Annotated in this window: 19 protein-coding genes; 10 read left to right on the forward strand and 9 right to left on the reverse strand. The window is 68.6% G+C overall.

Features of this window, described 5'->3' with window-relative positions; translation table 11 throughout:
- The first annotated feature begins 466 nt into the window (after window positions 1-466).
- Window positions 467-622, forward strand: coding sequence for a hypothetical protein (locus tag ABFX45_RS42655; protein ID WP_346136725.1), 156 nt, complete (start codon window positions 467-469; stop codon window positions 620-622).
- 238 nt (window positions 623-860) lie between these two features.
- On the opposite strand, the gene ABFX45_RS42660 is transcribed toward ABFX45_RS42655, so the two are convergent.
- From ABFX45_RS42660 to ABFX45_RS42695, 8 genes are all read right to left on the reverse strand, one after another.
- On the reverse strand, window positions 861-3,545 hold the full coding sequence (locus ABFX45_RS42660; RefSeq protein WP_346136727.1) for a tyrosinase family protein: 2,685 nt from the start codon (window positions 3,543-3,545) through the stop codon (window positions 861-863).
- Window positions 3,546-3,677: 132 nt separating this feature from the next.
- Entirely contained in the window at window positions 3,678-4,319 is a 642-nt protein-coding gene (locus tag ABFX45_RS42665) for a VOC family protein (RefSeq protein WP_346136729.1), read from the reverse strand.
- 8 nt (window positions 4,320-4,327) lie between these two features.
- The gene (locus ABFX45_RS42670) at window positions 4,328-5,962 is read right to left on the reverse strand and encodes a choice-of-anchor M domain-containing protein (protein WP_346136731.1); all 1,635 of its coding nucleotides are present in this window, start codon (window positions 5,960-5,962) and stop codon (window positions 4,328-4,330) included.
- Window positions 5,959-7,254 (reverse strand): choice-of-anchor M domain-containing protein, encoded by a 1,296-nt coding sequence (locus ABFX45_RS42675; RefSeq protein WP_346136733.1) that lies wholly within the window; start codon window positions 7,252-7,254, stop codon window positions 5,959-5,961. The genes ABFX45_RS42670 and ABFX45_RS42675 overlap by 4 nt, the downstream gene beginning before the upstream one ends.
- Complete coding sequence (locus tag ABFX45_RS42680; protein WP_109639419.1) at window positions 7,251-8,147, reverse strand: anchored repeat-type ABC transporter permease subunit; 897 nt, start codon at window positions 8,145-8,147, stop codon at window positions 7,251-7,253. The genes ABFX45_RS42675 and ABFX45_RS42680 overlap by 4 nt, the downstream gene beginning before the upstream one ends.
- Window positions 8,144-8,896: an anchored repeat-type ABC transporter ATP-binding subunit gene (locus ABFX45_RS42685; RefSeq protein WP_346136735.1), complete on the reverse strand. Its 753-nt coding sequence runs from the start codon at window positions 8,894-8,896 to the stop codon at window positions 8,144-8,146. The genes ABFX45_RS42680 and ABFX45_RS42685 overlap by 4 nt, the downstream gene beginning before the upstream one ends.
- Window positions 8,893-9,684: a TIGR03773 family transporter-associated surface protein gene (locus ABFX45_RS42690; protein WP_215732364.1), complete on the reverse strand. Its 792-nt coding sequence runs from the start codon at window positions 9,682-9,684 to the stop codon at window positions 8,893-8,895. The genes ABFX45_RS42685 and ABFX45_RS42690 overlap by 4 nt, the downstream gene beginning before the upstream one ends.
- Window positions 9,672-11,195 carry an anchored repeat ABC transporter, substrate-binding protein gene (locus tag ABFX45_RS42695; RefSeq protein ID WP_109639422.1) on the reverse strand — a complete coding sequence of 508 codons (1,524 nt, stop codon included), beginning with the start codon at window positions 11,193-11,195 and terminating at the stop codon, window positions 9,672-9,674. Before ABFX45_RS42695 ends, ABFX45_RS42690 begins: the two co-directional genes overlap by 13 nt.
- A gap of 189 nt (window positions 11,196-11,384) precedes the next feature.
- Here ABFX45_RS42695 and ABFX45_RS42700 point away from each other — a divergent pair, with 189 nt between their 5' ends.
- From ABFX45_RS42700 to ABFX45_RS42715, 4 genes are all read left to right on the forward strand, one after another.
- On the forward strand, window positions 11,385-12,029 hold the full coding sequence (locus ABFX45_RS42700) for a choice-of-anchor M domain-containing protein (RefSeq protein WP_211337544.1): 645 nt from the start codon (window positions 11,385-11,387) through the stop codon (window positions 12,027-12,029).
- Window positions 12,026-12,664, forward strand: coding sequence for a choice-of-anchor M domain-containing protein (locus ABFX45_RS42705; RefSeq protein WP_346136738.1), 639 nt, complete (start codon window positions 12,026-12,028; stop codon window positions 12,662-12,664). The genes ABFX45_RS42700 and ABFX45_RS42705 overlap by 4 nt, the downstream gene beginning before the upstream one ends.
- Window positions 12,665-12,737: 73 nt before the next feature.
- A complete protein-coding gene (locus ABFX45_RS42710) occupies window positions 12,738-13,142 on the forward strand; it encodes a Fur family transcriptional regulator (protein WP_109639425.1) in 405 nt (134 codons plus the stop codon).
- A gap of 45 nt (window positions 13,143-13,187) precedes the next feature.
- A complete protein-coding gene (locus ABFX45_RS42715; protein ID WP_346136740.1) occupies window positions 13,188-13,325 on the forward strand; it encodes a hypothetical protein in 138 nt (45 codons plus the stop codon).
- Between the two features lie 486 nt (window positions 13,326-13,811).
- Here the strand turns inward: ABFX45_RS42715 and ABFX45_RS42725 are convergent, their stop codons facing one another.
- Complete coding sequence (locus ABFX45_RS42725) at window positions 13,812-13,976, reverse strand: hypothetical protein (RefSeq protein WP_346136742.1); 165 nt, start codon at window positions 13,974-13,976, stop codon at window positions 13,812-13,814.
- Window positions 13,977-14,424: 448 nt separating this feature from the next.
- Between ABFX45_RS42725 and ABFX45_RS42730 the strand changes: the two genes are divergently transcribed.
- The 5 genes from ABFX45_RS42730 to ABFX45_RS42750 all read left to right on the forward strand — a co-directional run bounded on the left by ABFX45_RS42730 (window position 14,425) and on the right by ABFX45_RS42750 (window position 17,907).
- Window positions 14,425-14,805, forward strand: coding sequence for a hypothetical protein (locus ABFX45_RS42730; RefSeq protein ID WP_346136744.1), 381 nt, complete (start codon window positions 14,425-14,427; stop codon window positions 14,803-14,805).
- A 15-nt stretch (window positions 14,806-14,820) separates the two neighbouring features.
- Complete coding sequence (locus tag ABFX45_RS42735; protein WP_346136746.1) at window positions 14,821-15,945, forward strand: PucR family transcriptional regulator; 1,125 nt, start codon at window positions 14,821-14,823, stop codon at window positions 15,943-15,945.
- Window positions 15,946-16,077: 132 nt separating this feature from the next.
- Entirely contained in the window at window positions 16,078-16,509 is a 432-nt protein-coding gene (locus ABFX45_RS42740; RefSeq protein ID WP_346136748.1) for an NfeD family protein, read from the forward strand.
- Between the two features lie 3 nt (window positions 16,510-16,512).
- The gene (locus tag ABFX45_RS42745; protein ID WP_112227568.1) at window positions 16,513-17,556 is read left to right on the forward strand and encodes an SPFH domain-containing protein; all 1,044 of its coding nucleotides are present in this window, start codon (window positions 16,513-16,515) and stop codon (window positions 17,554-17,556) included.
- A 45-nt stretch (window positions 17,557-17,601) separates the two neighbouring features.
- Window positions 17,602-17,907, forward strand: a complete 306-nt coding sequence (locus ABFX45_RS42750; RefSeq protein WP_346136750.1) for a DUF3040 domain-containing protein — start codon at window positions 17,602-17,604, stop codon at window positions 17,905-17,907.
- Window positions 17,908-17,972: the final 65 nt, after the last annotated feature.

Below are 17,972 nucleotides of genomic sequence, written 5' to 3' on the forward strand. Positions count from 1 at the left end.
ATCCAGTCCTACCAGGACTCCCCGTCCTTCTTCTTCCAGGCCCTGCAACCCGTCGCGACGCACGGCCACGCGCTCCCGCGCACGTCAGGCGTTCAGCGCGAGAATCTCCGTTGGTGAGATCACCTCATTGCCGTGACGACGGCGAGCAAGTGGTCACCGCTGAGCGCGCACAAGCACGCCAGCATGAACCACAGCAACAGCCTCATGTACCAAGGGTAGGAACGGTGTGACCGCCCGCACGGCTCTTTTGGGAGAGGCTTGAGGTTTCGAGGGTGGCGAGGCAGGCCGTGCTTTGGGAGTGGCTACCGCCTGCCGCGCCGGCGTTCCGGTGCTCATCGGGCCTCCTCCGGGAGTGGCGACGTCAGGACCACGGTGTCCGGCACATTGCGCGCCACCATGGTGACGAGCACGGTCACGCCGCCAAGATCGCGATCTCGTCGCCCACCTCGGCGGTGCGACCGAGCTGGTGCAGCAGCTCGTCGCCGCCAAGATCGCCATCAGCAAGTCCGCCACAGGTGCCGACATTGCAACGGCCATCGACGCCGCCGAGCAACGTGTGCGGACCGCAGTCCCGATCGCGCGCGTCATCTGTCTCGAGCCGGATGTGTTCCGCGCCGGGTAGTGGTCCGTCTCGTGACCGCGAAGGTGGATGAACATCGAGCGTAGGCCGACGTCGCGGATCACGCCGAGCCACTCGCCTCGGCTCGATCGTCGCCAGGTACCACCACTTGTGGTCGCGCCTGTTGAGCAGCTTGGAGGCCGCCCGAAGGCGAACGGCGAACGGCCGACGTGCTCGACGGTGGCGTCGAGCACTTTGACCTGTTTCAACGTGTTGCTCGCAGGATCAGCGACGCTGTCGCCTAACGACAAGCGGACTTGACGCAGGCGGCAACGCGGTCGGGGTCGATCTTGTTCCGTTCCAGGAGCCGGCGCACGCCGTCGTTCTCCAGCAGGCAGAGCAGGAACGCGCAGCCGTCCAGATCGTGGCCGGGCCGGGGTCGAGGGTCGATCACCAGCGGAGGCGCTTCGTCACCTCGCGCCCAGACGGCGAAGGTCCGGAGTTCCTCGCGGGTGAACCCCGTGCCGCGCAGATCCGCACCGCTCGCACGGACCAGCACGCGATACACCCCGGACTCGGCGGTGGGAATCGAGACAGCGAAGACCCCGGGCTCCTGCCCGGACAGTGGCATGACCGCCTGACCTCCGCTGGGACCGGTCACCACTGCGCTCACGGCCGCGGAGGACAACGGGATCCCGCTGTCCGTCAACGTCGCCGTCAGCTTTGCCGGGGCGCCCGGCAGCCGGGAGCCCTGGCTCAGCGCCACGCCGAGCCGCAGCGCGCTGCGGGCCTGGACGGACAGCGTGAACGGCACGCCGTTGGCCTTGATCCCCATCACGATCCGCTCGAACAGCTGCCCGCCGCGTTTGCGGTCGGCGAGGCGCTTGCGCAGTTCGGTGATCCAGTTGTCGAGTTGGCGGTCGTCCACGGACATCACGGCCTGCCACTCCCCCGCCTGGCCTGCCACGCGCAGCACGCGGTAGGCCTCATCGACGACCTCCACCGGGCTCGCGGTGGAGCCGTCCGGTGCGATGAGCTCCACGCGAAGGGCCCGCGCCGCCTCACCGAGCACCAGCACGTCGGCGCGGATGTCGGCGGCGGTGAGCAGGAACGGCACGACGACCTTGCCGCCGACCGGTACGAAGCCGTCCGGGTCGACCACGATGGCGGCGTTCGTCGCTCCGGCCAGTACCTGGGCGAAGTACTTCTGCAGCAGGAGCTGGTCGTCCGCGCCGGGGTTGCCGGTGAGCAGCAGGTAACCGCCGGTGCCGTTGGCGATGTCCGACAAGGCGCCGGGGTTGAGCTGGTCGGCGGTGCCGAGGCCGATGGCGAAGACGCGGCTGTGCACGGAAGAAGCCGCAGCGGCGATGGTCTTGTCGGCTGTTTCATGGCCGTCGGTGAACACCACGGTGGCGATGTGGTCGTAGTCCATCGCGATCGGTGCGAGCTGGGCGGCGGCGCTCTCCAGGCCGTCGCCGATGGCGGTGAGCCCGTTCGGGTTGGTCAGCGTCCCAGTGACCGCGGTGGAGGCCGCGAGACGGCCGGCTCCGCCGATCATGGGGCCGGCGTCTGTGACAGGTGCGGCTTCGGCGGCATCGGTGTCGAAACGAACGACGCCGATGGCGTCGTTGTCGTCGAGCAGCGCGACGAACAGCGGCGCGGAATCGTGCAGCACGTCCATGCGGGTCTTGCCGAGCAGGCCGGAGGTGGCGCTCATGCTGCCAGAGCGGTCCAGAACCAGCGAGGTGGCGACGGTCGGGTTGGCAACTACCGTCGCGGTCACCGGGACCGTGAAGACATCACCGGTCTCGGTGATGGTGACGGTCAGCGTGCCGGAGTCCGACGAACCGGCGGCGCCCGGCGTGTACAGGACCCAGACCAGCAACTCCGTGGTCTCGAAGCCGGCGGGGTGCGGCGAGGTGACGGAGGCGGACAGGACGGTGAACGGGGCGGTCACCGAAGCGGTGGCGGTCACCTCGGTGCAGCCGCGCACCCGCAGCCGGAGCGCGCGAGCGGTCGGCAGGTGCTCGATCACGTCGAGGAACCGGATCGGGTCACCGACCGCCGGCGAGACCTGTTCCACAGTCAGCGGGAGGGTGTCGTAACAGGGCGGCCGAACCACCGAAGGGTGGCGGCAGTTCTTGCTCTCGATGCTGGGTGACGCGCCGACCCACGGGTCGATCGGTGAACCGAACTGGACGGTGCCGTTCCACGGCTGCATCGGATCCAGGATGCTGCCCTGCCCTGTGGTGCCGGACTGGTCGCCGTACACCTGGTCCGGATCGAGCCGCCACTCCTGCCCCGGCTGCGCCTGCCACATCGCGAACAACCGGTCGACGTTGCTGTGCAACAGGAACACGAACGGATCTTCGAAAGCCTGGTGCTGGCCACCGATGTCACCGCCGACGTAGCCGTGCGCACTGCCGTGCCATCCCTCCAGCTCGTTTCGGAACGCTTCCCACTGCTGAGCTCGGGGCAGGGCGTCGGCACTGCCGATGATCGACGCGTCGGAGCTGATCCCCGGTGCTCCGGCGCCCGCGTTGCGCTGGACGGATTGCGGTGGATCGGCCGGGTTTCCGGTCTGCTCGCGGCTGCCCGCGAGCACGCCGCCGTTGTGCAGCGCCGCCAACGGTCCGTCGACCATTCCGTTCATCGTGCCGAAGAGGGTGCTGGACGAGAGGTCGACGGTGCCGCCTTGGCCGTCTGACGCGGCGCGCGGGTCCTGTGTCCAGTCCCAGTAGTGCAGGGCGACATCGGGGTTCGACTGCTGCAGCAGTGCCTCGAAGCGGTTGCAGAGCTCCCGGTGCCACGGCAGGAAGGAGTTGCCGCCGTGGTTGTGGGTCGACTGGTGGATCTCGTCCTGCTTGTCCCAGTAGGACACTCCTCCGGGGAAGGCGTGCAGGTCGGCTTGCAGCAGGGCATCGATGAACGCCTGCCGCTCGGCTGGCGTGAGGTGGGCGATGTTCCGTCTGACCGGTCCAGCCATCGTGGGCCCCCTTTGTGCGGATACCTCGAAGAGGGCGGATGGCACGCGCAAATACACCACATGCCGCGGTATTTGCACCCCGAATGGGTGAGGCCCTGCCACTGAAAGCGCCAGGGCGTCGGTGATCGCTGCCTACTGGCCGGTGGCCGGCCCCAAGGTGAGGGTCGTTCCGTCGACGAAGCCGATCTCGACCCGCAGCGGTCCCGCAGTGCCAGGCACCGTGTTCAGACCACGAGGCTCTCCTCCGCACCAGCGTCGAATGTCATCGGCCGGACCTGCCACATCAATGCGGGTGATACCAATGGGTTCGTGCCGGTGTGCGGCACTGAGTGCAGGCGGGCCTTCCGGCCAGTGGATGAGGCACGGCAGCCATCGCCGGTCGAAGTTCGCACCGAAGCCCGCGAGCGTGTACGGCGGGAAACCGGGACCTTCAGCCGGCACCTCGAGCACGGACATGTCGTTCGCGGCGGCGAGCTCGCGCAGGCGCCGCTCGTCCTGCATCAACACCAGCCACGCCATCGGGACCAACGGTGCCGATGGGTTCGCGGCGAGAGCCTCCTTGTCGAAGTCGAGCAGCGGCGGGGATGCCGGCGCGGGAGGCTCACCGTTCGGGTAGTGAATCTCCAGCAGGCCCTGCCCCAGCGGTACGACGAGGTTGGACAGTCCGAGGCCCGGAATGACTCGGCCGCGGGCGATACCCAGTCCGGCCTGGCTGAGCACCTCCTCGGCATCGGCCTTCGTCCGGGCGGCGAGCACCACGTGATCGATCTCCATCGATTGCCTCAGCTCTCCGAACGGGACCGGCGGGACCGGCGGGACCGGGACAGCAACAGCACGACGACTCCGCCGGTGAAGAGCAGCATGCCGGTGCCGACCACCAGGCCGAGTGGTCCGGCACCGGTGCTGGCGAGCCCGGAGGCGACCGCTCGCGGTGAGGTGGTGATGGTGGGCGGGGTGTGTGTCGTGCCGGTGGTTGTCGCCGTTGTGGGAGTGGGTGATGTGCATTGGCGGCCGGATGCGGACTTCGGGTCCACCGCCCCGACCGCGATCGTGAACACGTCGGTGTCCACAGCGGACTGCCCGTCGGCGCGGGTAGCGGCCACCTCAACCGTCAGCTTGTAGATTCCCTCGTGGGTGAACGCCCAGTTGGCGTGGGCGTGGGTCCCGGGAGCCACCGACAGGGTGTCGGGCAACCCGTCGCCGGTGTGGATCAGCACGGTCGGGGCGAGGCCGGTGAGGAACACGGCGACCTGTCCGGGGCCGTCCACCGCGGTGAGCTTGATGGCGATGTCGCCGGACACGTCTTGCGGGCGCAGTGATTCGGTGTTCCAGCCTGCCCAGACGATGCCGGGGATCTGGGTTTGGGGGATGAGCCACACCGGTTGGCCGCTCGTGCCGAGGAACGCGAAAGCGGGGTCCGCGGGGATGGTGTTGCGGGCTTGTGGCACGACGTGGATCACGGCGTCCGCGGGCTCACGCCAGACCGCCTTGTCGGGCCCTGCGGTGCCGTCCTTGATCCTGGTGCGCAGTGCGCCGTCGACCAACGCGGGGGCGATGAGGTCGACGTGTCCGTCGGCGAGCACCGCGCACGGCGTCGGCGTCGTGCTGGTGGACGTGGTCGTCGAACTGGTCGTCGATGTCGTGGTGGTCGTTGTGACGGTTGTCGTCGTGGTGGTGGCTGTTGTCGTGCTCGAGGACGGTGGGTTGCCCTCGCCGGGGATCACCGTGGTGGGGTCGATCGCGCCGACGGCAATGGCGTAAGTGGCCGTGTCCTTGAGGGGCTGGCCCGATGTGGTTGTGGCTTGCAGGGAGAACGTCAGCCGGTAGACGCCCTCGGCGGAGAAGGTCCAGTTGGCGTGGGCGTGGATGCCGAGGTCCAGCTGGTGAGTCTGCGGCAGTGGCAGGGCGGTGTCGAAGATCCTGGGCAGCGGTGCGCCGAAGGAGTCGGTCTGGAAGACGGTGACGTTGCCGGGTGCTTTGGTGCCCGGTGTGGTGCCGCCGACCGCGTCGAGGCTCCATTTCACCGAGCCGGGCGTGATCTCCGTGGCCAGCAGCGACTCGGAGTTCCAGCCGGCCCAGACGAGGTTGGGGTCCTGCACCTCGGGGCTGACCCAGATGTCGCTGCCGGCGGGTCCGAGGAAGGCGTACTCGGGCAGGTCGGGGATCTGCAGCCGGGCTTCCGGCTTGAGGTGCGTGACCACCGTTTCGGGGTCGCGCAGCACAGGTGGTTCGACGCTGCCGTCCTTGAACCGCATGGAGAGCTGGCCGTCGACGAGCACGCCGGACATCAGATCGACGTGCCCGTGGTCGACCACCGTGGTCGAGTTCTCGGCCACCGCGGGTGCGAACGACGCGACGGCGAGCCCGGCCAGCACGGTGACGGCGGCCAGCGCGAGGCCGCTGCGGTACGAGCTCACGACGTCTCCTTGGCGGTGCGGCGGCGGGTGAGGACCATGACCGCTGTTCCGGTGACGATCAGCCCTAGTGCCAGCGCGGTGGCAGCAGCCGGGGAGCCCGCGGGCCCAGTCGAGGCGAGGGTGGTGTTTCGCCTGCCATCGCGCGTGGTGTTGTTGTCCGGGGTGGCGGTCGAGGTGGTGTCGCCGACGAGGAAGGTGTAGCTCTCCTTGTCCTGGACCGTGCTGCCGTCCGTCTTGGTGGCCGACACGGCGAAGTCCAGCTTGTAGCGGCCGGGTTTGCCGAACGCCCAGTTGGCGTGTGCGTGCGTGCCGAGTGCGACGGAGTGCGTGTCGGGCAGGCCGTCGGTGCTGTTGAAGATGACCGAGTGCGCGCCGAACGAGCCCGTGGTGAACAGCCCGAAGGGTCCGGGCCCGGCGACGGACGTGAGCGACCACGTGACCGGTCCGGTGATGTCGGCGGGCTTGAGTTCCTCTGTCGACCAGCCGATCCACAGGACGCCGGGCTGTTCCTGTTGCGGCAGCAGGTGGATCTGCCCGCCCGCGGCGCCGAGGAACGACAGCGCGGGCGCGTCCGGCAAGGCCACACGCGCAGCATCGGTGACCTTGAACTCGACATCGATCGGCTCGCGCCAGACCACGGTGCCGACAGCGCTGCCGTCCTTGACGTGGACCCGAAGCCCGCCGTCGATCAGCCGGGGCGCGAGGGCGTCGACGTGGCCGCGTTCGACGGTGACCTTGCCGGTCGCCACGGGAGGCTGTGCCGCGGCGGCGACCGCAGGGGCCTCCAACGCGGCGGGAGGCGCTTCGGCCGCCGCAAGTGGTGCGGTGGCAACGTCGGGCAGTTGCATTGGTTGTTGTCGAGCGGCTTGAACTTCCACCTTCTGGTGCCACTGCGCTTGCACCGGGGTGCCGTCGAGCAGGTATGCCTCTACGTCCAGGCGGACGGTGTGCGTTCCCTCGGTGGCGAACACCCATTCCGTGGTCGCGCCGCCCGAAGCGGGCACGGATGTGGGTTCGGTTCCCGCCGCGGCGCCATCCACCCCGGTCGCGCGCATGCGCACCACGTCGCCGAACAGCGTCCCAGGCGGGATCGCCTTGGTGTCCAGCCGAAGGCGGACGGGCTCGCCGGCCAAGGCGGTCAGCGGCTGTTCCAGAGGCGTCACCTGCAGCGCGCGATCGCGAACAGCCAGCTCAACTGACACCACCTCCGGCTCGGCCACGGCCGCCGGTACGGCCACGAGCAGCAGAGAAAGGGCCACACCGGCCATCGCGCCGGATCGCAGGCGGATCACGACTTCACCTCCACGAGATCGCCGACCGGACCGTCCGATGTGGACTGCGGTCGGCGTGGGCGCCGCACCAGGCCGTGGCGGGGCGCGAACAGCCAGCACAGGACGAAGATCCCGGTCAGGCTGAGCACGATGAGCCCACCCGCGGCCAGGTCGAAGGCGTAGGACAGGTACAGGCCCAGCACGCTGCCGCCCGCGCCGATGGCCGGGGCGAGCAGCATCATGACGCCGAGCCGGTCGGTGAGCAGTCGCGCCGCGGCGGCGGGAGTGACCAGCAGCGCGAGCACCAGCACGTTGCCCACCGCCTGCAGGGAGATCACGATCGCCAGCGTCACCATCACGTAGAGCGCGAGGTCGAGCCAGAACACCGGCAGGCCGACGGCGCGGGCCTGTTCGCGGTCCAGGGTCGCGGCGACCAGCCTGCCGTTGAGCAAGCCGGTGGTCAGCAGGAGGATCGCGCCGATCACCGCGACCGACACCACGTCCCCGTCGCTGATGCCGAGGATGGAACCGAAGAGGAACGACTCCAGCGAGCCGCCGTAGCCCGGAGCGGCGCTGAGGATGACGATGCCGAGGCCGAACGCCGCGGCGAAGAAGATCCCGATGACGGAGTCCTCCTTGAGCCTGCGGTTCTGCGCGACCACGGCGATCAGCAGCGCGGTGACCACACCGGCGACCGCTCCGCCGATCACGAGATTCGTACCGAGCACGAAGGCCGTGGCGATGCCGGGGAACACCGCGTGGGCCACCGCGTCGCCGATGAACGCCATGCCGCGCAGCACGACATGTGTCCCGACGACTCCGCACACCAGGCCCGACAGCAGCGCGACGAGCAGTGCTCGCCGCCAGAAGTCGTACTCCCACGGCCCGGCCAGCAGGTCGACGACCGCGTTCATGAAGTCACTCCCAGGGATCGCAGCAGCTGCTCGGCGCGGTCGAGGCCGAAGGTGCGCAGCCAGATGTCGGTGTCGGCCAGCGCCGCCGGTTCACCGTCGGCCACGACCGTGCGGTTGAGCAGGCACAGCCGCGAACACAACGTGGTCGCGGCGGCGAGGTCGTGCGTGGTCATCAGCACGGCCACGCCCTCGTCGCGCAGCTCGCTGAGCAGACCGCTGAGCAGTTCCTGCGTTGGTGCGTCGATGCCGGTGAACGGCTCGTCCAACAACAGCAGCCGTGGCCGCAGCGCGAGCGCTCGGGCGACGAGGACGCGTTGCCGCTGCCCGCCGGACAGCTCGCCCACCGGTCGCGTGCGCAGCTCGTCCATGCCCACGCGGGCGATCGCGGCGTCGACGGCAGCGCGGTCCTGTTCGGTGCGCCTGCGGAGCAGACCTGTCAGGTGCGTGCGGCCGGTGGCCACGGCTTTGGCGACCGAGATCGGGAAGTCCCAGGCGAACTCGTGGCGTTGCGGCACAGAGCCGACAGTGCCTTGCGCCTGCCTCGCCGCGCGGCCGTGAACGCTCACCGTGCCGAGCCGCGACGGGATCAAGCCCAATGCCGTGCGCAGCAACGTGGTCTTGCCCGCTCCGTTGGGACCGATCAGGCCCACGAGCTCACCCGGCCGGAGCTGAAGGTCCACTTCGGACAGCACCTCGCGGCCGCCCAGGTCGACGGTGAGGCCGCGGATGTCGAGGACCGGCTCGTTCATCGCTCTCCCCTGCGTCGGCGCAGCACGACCACAACGACGGTGACCACCAGCACCAAGCCGCCCAGCCCGGCCCACTGCCACGGGAATCCGGCGGGCTGTGCCTTCGGCTGCTCGGGCTGGGCCGCTGGAACGTCGAACGCGGCACGGGGATCGGTGTTGCCGACGTGGATGCGCAGCGCCTGCCGATCGGTGAGCTCTCGGCGGTCCTTGGTGCGGGTGCTCATCTCGATGTCGAGCAGGTACGTGCCGGGCGCGCCGAACACCCAGTTGCCGTGCACGTGCGTGCCGACCTCGACACCGGTCTCCTGTGGTGCGGGCGTGGTGCTGGTGAAGATCTGCTGGGGAGCGCCGAAGTTGCCGGTGAGGAAGAGCGCGAACCGGCCTGGACCGCGCACACCGTGCAGCCGCCAGGTGACCTCGCGATCGACGGCCTTCGCCACCTCAGGGTCCTGGGTGTTCCAGCCAGGCCACACAACGCCGTTCTGCTCCACCTGCGGGAGCACCCACACGGCGCTGCCGCGGTCGCCGAGGAAGGCGTAAGCCTGGTCGTCCGGCACGGTGGTCCTGGCGGCGTCGGGTACGTGCAGCACGACGTCGGAAAGATCCCGCCACTGCGGTGCGCCACCGGTGTCGTCGCGCAGTTGTACGGTCCACCGTCCGTCGACGAATCGTGGTCCGAGGTCGACGTGACCGTGCTCGATCACGACCCGTTCGGCTGCTTGCGCGACGGCGGCAGGCTGCGTGATCAGCAGCAGCGCGAGCACGGGTACCAGCATCAGACGAGACAACGGTGCACCTCATCGGCGTTGTGCCGCATCATGTCCACATAGGACCGGACTCGGTCGTCGAAGGAATCGCCGTACAGCACGCAGACATCGACCGACTGGTCCTTGGCGACCTGGTTGAGCACCGAGGCGCGTTGCGCGAGGTTCGGCTCCATGAACACCGCGGGGACTTTGAGGTTGCGCACCGTCTCGCTGAGCTTGCGCACGTCCTCGACGCTGGGTTCCTGAGCGGGGTTGGGCACCACGAACCCCGCGACGGTCATCTCGTAGGCGGCGGCGAAGTAGCCGAAGCCGTCGTGCGTTGTGATCAGCTGACGACGCTCGCGCGGGATGCGGGCGACCGTCTCGCGCACGTGCGCGTCCAGCTCGTCGAGCCGGTCGAGGTAGGCACGCGCGTTGCGGTCGTAGATCTCGGCGCCGGACGGGTCCGCGCCGCGGATCGTGTCCCGGATCAACTCGACGTAGGCGCGGGCGTTGCGCACGTTCTGCCACAGGTGCGGGTCGATCTCGCCGTGGACGTGCTTGCCGAGCACCGCCTGCGGGAGCTGGTGCACCGTGCCGCCCGCCTGTCCCAGGAAGGAGAAGCGCGGATCGTCCGGGACGGTGACGATGGCCTTGTTGGGCACTTCGATCACCGCGTCGGCCGCGGCGACGACGTTCTGCTTCCCTCCACCCGGTATGTCGTTGAGCGTGTACAGCTCACCGGAGTCCAGGTCGATCGTGAGGTCGGTGTGGCCGTCTGCCAGCACGGTCTTCGCGACACCGGCGGGATTGACACCGACGGCGAAGGTGAACGTGCTCGTACCCAGCGGCGTAGGTGCGACCCCCTCACCGCGGATGAGGGATGCCGCCAGCGTCAGCTTGTACACGCCCGGTTTGGTGAACGCCCAGTTGATGTGGGTGTGAGCGGCCGGCGGCAAGGTCGTGGCATCGGTGTCGGACAAACCGTCCTGTGAGTTGAAGTACACGACCGGCTTGCCGAGCGTCTCGGTGAGGTAGGCGACCAGCGCGCCAGGTCCTTCCACCGCAGTCGCCGTCAGCCGGATGTCGGACGTGCGCGTGGCGCCCTTCTCCTTGCCGTCACCCCGCACCCGCAGACCCAGCCACAGCACGTCCAGGCCGATGTTCTCCACCAGCGGGATCACGTGCGCCCCGTAGGTTTCCGACGCCTCGGCCAGCGACGCGTTCGGCGTACCGGGACGGATGTTGGCGTCGATGGCCTTGATCAGGCGCTGCTCCTCGAGCAGCAGGTGATTGGTGAAGGTGACATCAGCCTTGGCGACCTTCTTGGCGTCAGCCGGAACAGGCTCGTAGGAGTGCGGGTCGCCGCCGGGCGGCACCAGCGAGTCCACCCGGACCCGCTCACCCCCGACGTTGCGCACGAGATCCGCCAGGATCTCCGTGGTCGTCACCACCGCTACACCATCCGACGCGCCGCCATCCGCGGCGCCGCAGCCGGCCAGCAGGACGACGAGCACCGCCCCGATCGCGCGCGAGAACGCACGCACCTGCATGGGATCCCCCTTCAGACACCCGCCGACCGGCGAGGCACAGCGACCCTAACCGGAACGACAATCATTTCCAACAACCGAACGGAGCAGCGCCCCGGCGGCCGTTCGGTCGCTATTGAACATGATTGTCATGTGCGACGCTCATCGCGGCCCGCTCGGGCCTTCAGTCCTCACGAAACGGAGCACCACACCGTGCGCACCAGAGCACGTCTCGCCCTCCTGCCGCTGGCAGCGGCAATGCTGATCGGCGGCGCGGGCCCCGCCACCGCGGCCACCACCATCACGCTCGACAGCGGGCACGTGGACGTCATCGGCATCGCCTTTGAGGACAACCAGTTCCACGTCCACGTCCACGACGAGGGCACCGACACCGAATACGAGCCGTCGCAGGTACGGTTCGCGGTGAAGCCCGCGGCACGTACCGAGGTGCCCAACGACCCGGCGTACGCGTTCCTCGGCGCCCCCGGCAAGCCGGTCTGGGTACTTCCCCAGGTGGAGGACCCGCAGCTGCTGTGGCCGGGCATCGCCAGCGAGGAAGTGCAATCGGGCGTCTTCGCCAACGACTCGCTGACCGTCAAGATCGAGTGCGTCTCCGGTCCGGCGGACTTCAGCATCTTCACCACCGACCCGGTCGGCGCTCCCACCGTGCTCGTCGACAGCGGCAACGGCCTGCCCGACTCGGTCACCCTGCCCGCCGCGAGCCACCTGCACGCCAACTGGGCGTTCGAAGCCGCCGGCAACTACGCCATCACCGTCCGGGTCAGCGGCACCCTCGCCGCCACCGGCAAGAAGGTCACCTCGGCACCCGCCACCTACCGGTTCAAGGTGATCGCATGAGATTCCGCGCTCTCGCCGCCGCGGCGCTCGCCACCGGCCTGACCCTGTTCGCCACCGGCACCGCCCAGGCTGCCGTGACCATCTCCCACGGCCACGTCGACGCCCTCGACATCGACTGGACCGGCAGCGCGCTGACGCTGGACATCCGCGACCACACCGTGTCGCCGGCCGTCGACCGCGACCCCTCCACCGTGACGCTGGAGGCGGTGTCCGCGAGCAAGACGACCGTGCCGGCAAGCTCCGCCTACTCGTTCCTCGGCTCCCCCGGCTCGCCGGTCTGGATCCTGCCGCAGAGCCAGGCCAGCGGAATCCTGTGGCCAGGCTTCAGCACCGAGGGCGTGCCCACCGGAGTCCTGCAGGGCAACAGCGTGACGGCCAAGCTGATCTCCATCACCGGCCCCGCCGACTTCAGCACATACACCACCAACGCCTTCGGCACCCCCACCGTGTGGTTCGACAGCGGTAACGGCCTGCCTGACAGCCGCGCCGTCGCCGTCAACACCCACTCCCACGCGAACTGGGCGTTCGAAGCGGCCGGCACCTACACGCTGGTCTTCGAGGTGACCGCGACCACGAGCGCCGGCACGGCCGTCTCAACAGGACAGAAGTCCTACACCCTCACCGTCCAACCCTGACAACACGCCGTGGCGCCGCCTACTGCTCGGTGGCGCCACGGTTTCACCGGTCGCCTGCCACGGAGTTCCCCGGATGGACCAGGACCTGCCGCGCGGCCGCACGCGGCTCGTGCTGGCCTTTCTCGCACGCGAAAGCGTGTTCATCACGGCGCACGACCTGCATCAGCGGATCACCCGCCTCGAGCACCCGATCGGGATCTCCACCGTGTACCGAGCACTCAGGAACCTCCGGAACCGAGACCTCGTCGACGTCATGGTGGACGAGCACGGCCAGCGGTGGTACCGCCACTGCTCCAGCCGACCTCACCACCACCTCGTCTGCTCGGCCTGCCACTCAACGGTCGAGGTCCCGGCGCACTCGTCGCCCCTACCGGCGTGGACACCCGAGAAAGCACTGGGCTTCACCGACGTGCTCGTCCGCGTCACCATCACGGGAACCTGTGCCGAATGCGCGCAACCCCGTTCCCGCTGCGGCTGACGGCCAGCCAGTACCGGCGACGTCATCCGTGACGTCGAGGCCGATGTGTTCGATGTGGTGCACGGCTTCGTCGAGCAGACCGCGGACTGCTCCATCTCCACGGCCTCCGCGAGCTCGCCGACCGAGGTCGCACTCAACGGCATGCAGCTGCTGATCAAGCGAGCGTGCACGCGGAGGTCATGAGCACGTTTTGCCGCGTTCAGTGCTCGTCGTAGTGGTCCTCGTGGGCGGCGTGCCGGTGACCGTCGTGCACGTAGTCGGTGTGGTCGCCGTGCGGTACCGCACATGGCCGCACCCGTCACCGTGGGTGTGGTCGTGCGTGTCGTGGGCCGAGTGCCCAGTCGGCTCACACTCGTCGTAATGACCATCGTGCACGCGATGCAGGTGACCATCGTGCAGGTAGTCGGTGTGGTCGCCGTGCGGCACGGCGACGTGACCACAGCTGTCGCCGTGGGTGTGCTCGTGCGCGGGGTGTTCAACGTGAGCGGTCGTCATGGCAATCGCCTCCTGAGCCCTGACGCTGCGTGCCGATCGGGTCGACACAACCGCCAGCCTAGTGGCTACCACGCGCGAACGCATGAAATGCCAACGCCTGCAACGGTAACCGTTCCCAGATAGCCGAATCGACGCGAGTGCCGCTGTGCGATCCGGTCCGAAGTGGACCCGGCTTCACAGCTCTTCCCGATGCTCACGCCAGTCCTCGAACGAGTCGACGAACTCGAGTTCGTCCATCAGCGCGAGTTCCTCGTCGCTCACCACCGCGCCGCGCAGCGCGGCAGTGATCGTCTCGGGCGATGCGGACCTCGTGATCACCACCAGCTCGTGCAACCGCACGGGGGTGAAACGGCCCGCTCGGCGAAGTGGACGACGGACACGCCGTGCGCGGGTTCGAGTGGCGGCTGTCCGTACAACAGCGATCCGAAACCGTCGTCGAGCTCACCTCGCCTGCCATTGCCCGGAATGGCGGCGGGCACCTGACAGCGGCCCCATCGCCCCGGCAGAGGTCGCACAGCACGTCGAGCCATGGAGTCTCTACGGGGATCGGCACGAGGTCGCGCCGGACCAACCCCCGACCGCAGTTGGACACCGACCCCGCCCAGTACGCGGCCAGCTACCACCGAGACCCAGCAGCGCCCTGCCGCGGTACACGACAGCAGGTCCAGCACCTCATGGTCAAGCGGTACGTCACAACGCCCGAGATGGAGGAACTTCCCGCCCCCCGCGCAGCAGGTCGCCGAACTCGCAGCATGAGATTCAACGTCCACAAAGGAATGTGCCCTCGTTGCCACGCAGCTGTTCGATACGCGCTGACGCCGACACCGGGTTCGAGATCGCCGCCGACCTGGCCAACATCGCGTGGTTGCCGTCAGGAGTCGATACCGAGGTGTCGGGACCGCGGCTGCTGCGCCTGCGGTTCCGCGACCGAGACGTCGAGATGCCGATCGCGATCGACTGGGTGCGGCTGTGCGCCGAGTGGGGCGCTGACAGGGGTGCCGATTACTCGGGCTGGCTGCGGGTACTCCGGCTCGGCGACAACGCGAGCGTGGTGTCGGTGCCCCTGCACGGACCACCTGGGGTGTCCAGGACACGTGTCGATGCATGGATGGATGAGGCGTTGGTGGTATCGGCGTCCGAGGTCCACGCTGAACTCACTAGCGCCTGACTCCACGGAGGTCACATGGCCAGGAGATCGACCGGCCCACCGCCGAACGAGATGCCTGCGGGTGTTCCGGTGTTCGTCCAGGCGCTCCGGGACATCAGCCAGGCGAAGAGGCCGCTTTCGGCCAAGGAACGGCGCGACCTGCACGACGCGGGCGCAGACGCCGCGGAACGCGGTGTGCCACTCCGCGAGCTGATCAAAGAGCATCTCGGGGTGATGGGGCGAACCTGGGCGACTTTGCCCGGTGTGGACGCCGCTGCGAACACCGACGCCCTGAAACGAATCGCTGAAGCCGTGTTCCAGGCGGCCGAGGACGCAGTCGGCGAACTGACCAAGGGATACGAGGAAAACCAGCGCTGGACCATCCGCAGGGCCGAATCGCTGCGTCGCGAGTTCATCGACGACCTGCTCACCGGACGCGACCTCGGCCAGCTCGCGGAACGCGCCGAACGGTACGGGTTGCAGCTCGCCGGCACGAACGTCGTCGCGGCGGCGTCGGCGTCCCGGCCGTTCCTCGAATCGGGTGCGGCCACGACGAGCGTTCAGGCCGCGATGAGCCTGCGGTTCAGCTCCCGTCACGTCCTCGTGGCCGCGCGTGAAGGCCTCCTGGTGTGTGTCGTCCCGCACGACCTCGGCGGCGCACCCGAGGAGTTCGCGCGTCAGGTCGGCGAGGTCGTGGGACGCAACACCGTCTGGCGGGTCGGCCTGGGCCAGCCTCAGTCCGGCCCCGGTGGCGCGGTCCGTTCCTTCGAGCAGGCGCGCAACGCCCTCGACATGGCAGAACGCCTCAATCTGGACGAACGACTCGTCAAAGCGGCGGATCTCCTGGTCTACCAAGTACTTCTGCGTGACAGCGCGGCACTCGGCGAACTCGTCACCGCCGTGCTGGAGCCGTTGCGCGGAGCACGTGGAGGAGCTCAGCGCCTGGTGGACACGCTGGATTCATACTTCGCTTCCGGTCGAGTCACGACCACTACCGCACAGGCCCTCGGCATCGGCGTGCGCACAGTCACCTACCGCCTCGACCGCGTCCGAGAGCTGACCGGCTATCGCGCCGACAACCCAGCCCAGGCGTTCACGCTCCAGGTAGCGGTGCTCGGCGCGCGCCTGCTCGGATGGCCACGTGCTGGACCCTGGGCGTGATTGCCGGGCACCGGCAGACAACGGCAGTCCAACCGGCCGGGCGGACGCCTGTCGGCCGGACGGAATCAGGCCGACGATGGTGAGGAGACGTCGAGTGTTCGAGGCGTACCTCCACGTAGGGAGGGTCGCACGGTGGATCCCTGGCTCATCTGGCTGATCATCGCGTTGGTGCTGGCCATCGCCGAGATCTTCACACTCACCGCGGCACTGGGCATGCTCGCGGTCGCGGCAGTGGTGACAGCGGGGACGGCGGCGATCGGTCTGCCGGTCCCAGGCCAGCTCGTCGTGTTCAGCGTTGTGTCCGCCGCCGGTGTCGTGCTCGCCAGGCCGTGGGCGCGGCGAATGATGCTGCAGCCGCGGCTTGAGCGGTTCGGCGTCGAGGCGTTGGTCGGGGCGTCCGGCTACGTGCTGCGCGAGGTGAACAACCACGACGGTCTGGTGCGCATCCGCGGTGAGGACTGGACGGCTCGTCCGTACGACGAGTCCCTCGTGATCCCTGCCGGGCGCACGGTCGACGTATTGCACATCGACGGCAGCACTGCCGTCGTCTATCCACGGGAGTGAGCCATGTCCACACTGCTTCTCGCCGGACTCGTGCTCGCGATCTTCGCGGCGTTCACCGTCCTGCGCGCCGTACGCATCGTGCCGCAAGCCCGCGCCCGCAACGTCGAACGTCTGGGCCGGTACCAACGCACCCTCACACCCGGTCTCAACTTCGTCATCCCCTACGTCGACCGCGTATACCCGGCGATCGACCTGCGTGAGCAGGTCGTCTCGTTCCAGCCGCAGCCGGTGATCACCGAGGACAACCTGGTCGTGCAGATCGACACGGTGCTGTACTTCCAGGTCACCGATCCTCGCTCCGCCGCCTACGAGATCGCCAGCTTCCTGCAGGCGGTCGAGCAGCTCACGGTCACCACCCTGCGCAACGTCGTGGGATCGATGGATCTCGAGAAGACCCTCACCTCGCGCGACACGATCAACAACCAGTTGCGCGGCGTGCTCGACGACGCGACCGGCAAGTGGGGTCTGCGGGTCAACCGGGTCGAGATCAAGGCCATCGACCCGCCACAGAGCATCAAGGAGGCGATGGAGAAGCAGATGCGGGCCGAACGTGACAAGCGGGCCGCGATCCTGACCGCAGAAGGGCAGCGTCAGTCGCAGATCCTCACGGCTGAGGGTGACAAGCAGGCTGCTGTGTTGCGCGCCGAAGGGCACCGGGCCGCCACCATCCTCGAGGCGGAGGGCCAGTCCCGCGCGATCGACCAGGTCTTCCAGGCCGTGCATCGCAACGATCCGGACCCCAAGCTGCTCGCCTACCAGTACCTGCAGATGCTGCCCCAGCTCGCGCAGGGTCCCGGCAACACGTTCTGGGTGATTCCGAGCGAGGTCACCACCGCGCTGCACGACGTCTCAAAAGCGTTCTCCGAAGCGCTGCCGCGATCGGCCGCCGCCGAGCCCGACAACTCAGTCGAGGCCGCCACCGCACAGGCCGAGAAGGACGTCGCCCAAGCGAGCGAGGCAGCCGCTCTGGCGGTCGCGGACGCGGCAGACGCCGCCGAACCGGTGGCCGCGCGGTCCGCACTGCAATCGGAGCTGGCAGGTCGCTGAGCGGACGCGGATAGTTCGGTGTGGCGAGTTCGGGAGGTGCTGACAGTGGGGTTGCCGGAGGACGAGCAGCGCGAGCTGGACGACATCGAGCATCGCCTCGCCGAGGACGACCCCACCTTCGCGGCCAAACTCGCCACAACGCCGCCGCTGTATCGCCAACTGACGCCACGCGTGCTGAGGTTGATCAGCCTTCTGCTGATCTACGTGGTCGGGTTGGTGGTGGTCATCACGGGCGTGTCGCTGTCGTCGATCGTGGTGATCGCGCTCGGTGCGGCCGTGGCCGCGTTCGGCCCGGCAGCCACCGTCGTCCAGGCTTGGCGAACCCGCGGAAACGACGAGTCACCAGGCTGATCCGCGCTTCGGACAAGATCACATCAACCGTCCTCAGTGTCTGGTCGTCAGGTACGGTCGGACCG

The organism is Lentzea roselyniae (assembly GCF_039537795.1).
GTDB lineage: Bacteria > Actinomycetota > Actinomycetes > Mycobacteriales > Pseudonocardiaceae > Lentzea > Lentzea atacamensis.

Excerpts from the sequence above, each read along its gene's own strand:
- ABFX45_RS42660 (WP_346136727.1), bottom strand. The coding sequence starts at position 3,545 with ATGGCTGGACCGGTCAGACGGAACATCGCCCACCTCACGCCAGCCGAG.
- ABFX45_RS42665 (WP_346136729.1), bottom strand. The coding sequence starts at position 4,319 with ATGGAGATCGATCACGTGGTGCTCGCCGCCCGGACGAAGGCCGATGCC.
- ABFX45_RS42680 (WP_109639419.1), bottom strand. The coding sequence starts at position 8,147 with ATGAACGCGGTCGTCGACCTGCTGGCCGGGCCGTGGGAGTACGACTTC.
- ABFX45_RS42685 (WP_346136735.1), bottom strand. The coding sequence starts at position 8,896 with ATGAACGAGCCGGTCCTCGACATCCGCGGCCTCACCGTCGACCTGGGC.
- ABFX45_RS42695 (WP_109639422.1), bottom strand. The coding sequence starts at position 11,195 with ATGCAGGTGCGTGCGTTCTCGCGCGCGATCGGGGCGGTGCTCGTCGTC.
- ABFX45_RS42705 (WP_346136738.1), top strand. The coding sequence starts at position 12,026 with ATGAGATTCCGCGCTCTCGCCGCCGCGGCGCTCGCCACCGGCCTGACC.
- ABFX45_RS42710 (WP_109639425.1), top strand. The coding sequence starts at position 12,738 with ATGGACCAGGACCTGCCGCGCGGCCGCACGCGGCTCGTGCTGGCCTTT.
- ABFX45_RS42735 (WP_346136746.1), top strand. The coding sequence starts at position 14,821 with ATGGCCAGGAGATCGACCGGCCCACCGCCGAACGAGATGCCTGCGGGT.
- ABFX45_RS42745 (WP_112227568.1), top strand. The coding sequence starts at position 16,513 with ATGTCCACACTGCTTCTCGCCGGACTCGTGCTCGCGATCTTCGCGGCG.